Genomic DNA, 1367 nt, shown 5'->3' on the forward strand with positions numbered 1-1367 from the left:
CCCAATATGTATAAGATTGCAGGCGAATTAACCCCTACAGTTTTCCATATTGCAGCCCGTGCGCTGGCAACACATGCCTTGTCTATCTTCGGCGACCACAGCGATGTGATGGCCGTTCGATCTACAGGCTTTGCCATGTTGTTTGGTAGTAGCCCGCAGGAAGCACACGACATGGCGATGATTGCTACTGCTGCAACCCTGAAAGCCTCTGTTCCTTTCCTGAACATTTTTGATGGCTTCCGCACTTCCCACGAACTCAACGAAGTGAAGATCATACCGGACAGCCTTATAAGGGCGATGATCGACGAAGCTGATGTGGCCCGCCACCGCGACCGCTCCTTGAATCCGGCCAACCCATTCATTAGGGGCACTGCACAAAACCCTGATGTATACTTCCAAAGCCGCGAAGCCTGCAATCAATACCATTGGCAGGTGCCAGCCCTTGTGGAAGATGCCATGCAGAAGTTTGAAGGCTTAACTGGACGTTCCTATAAACTCTTCGAATATTACGGCCACCCCGAAGCCGAACGCATCATCATCATTATGGGATCCGGGGCCGGAGCAGTTCAGGAAACAGTCGAATACCTGAATGCTACAGGAGCAAAAGTGGGTTATCTACACGTTCACCTGTATCGCCCCTTCTCTGTAAAACACTTTATCGATGCACTTCCACGAACTGTTCAGAAAATTGCTGTTCTGGATCGGTGTAAAGAAACCGGCGCTATTGGCGAACCGCTGTATATGGATGTGATCAATGCACTGCATGCCGGCTGGGAAGCACCAATGCCCAAAGTTATAGGTGGTCGTTATGGCCTGGCCTCCAAAGAGTTTAGCCCTGCCATGGTGAAAGCCATCTATGACGAACTTCAAAAAGAGGCTCCAAAGAAAGGCTTTACCATTGGCATTGAAGACGATGTCACGTTCACCAGCCTGCCTTATGATAAAAACTTCTCTCTGGAAGCACAACACCTGTTCCGTGGTCTCTTCTTTGGTCTGGGCGCAGATGGTACGGTGAGTGCCAACAAAAACACGATCAAGATCATTGGTGAAGTAACAGAGCATCACGCTCAGGGATACTTTGTATATGATTCCAAAAAGTCTGGCTCTCTAACGGTCTCGCACTTGCGTTTCAGTGAACAGCCGATCCGTTCTACCTACCTGATCAACTCAGCCAATTTTGTAGCCTGTCATCACTTTAATTATTTAGAGAAATATGACGTACTGAAAGATGCTGAAAAGGGGGCTACTTTCCTTTTGAATGCTCCTTACAACACTGAAGATGTTTGGGACCGGTTACCTAAAAAGATACAGGAAGAGATCCTACATAAAGAATTGAAGTTCTTTGTGGTCAATGCATCCAAAGTGGC

The 1367-nt window shown here is 47.9% G+C and carries 1 protein-coding gene; it reads left to right on the forward strand.

Annotated features, from left to right (window positions below; translation table 11 throughout):
* On the forward strand, nucleotides 1–1367 hold a 1367-nt coding region (locus OCK74_RS27810), incomplete at both ends, for a 2-oxoacid:acceptor oxidoreductase family protein (protein WP_279300388.1).

Origin of the sequence: Paraflavisolibacter caeni, from assembly GCF_025628885.1 — a bacterium.
GTDB classification, from domain to species: Bacteria; Bacteroidota; Bacteroidia; order Chitinophagales; family Chitinophagaceae; genus Flavisolibacter; species Flavisolibacter caeni.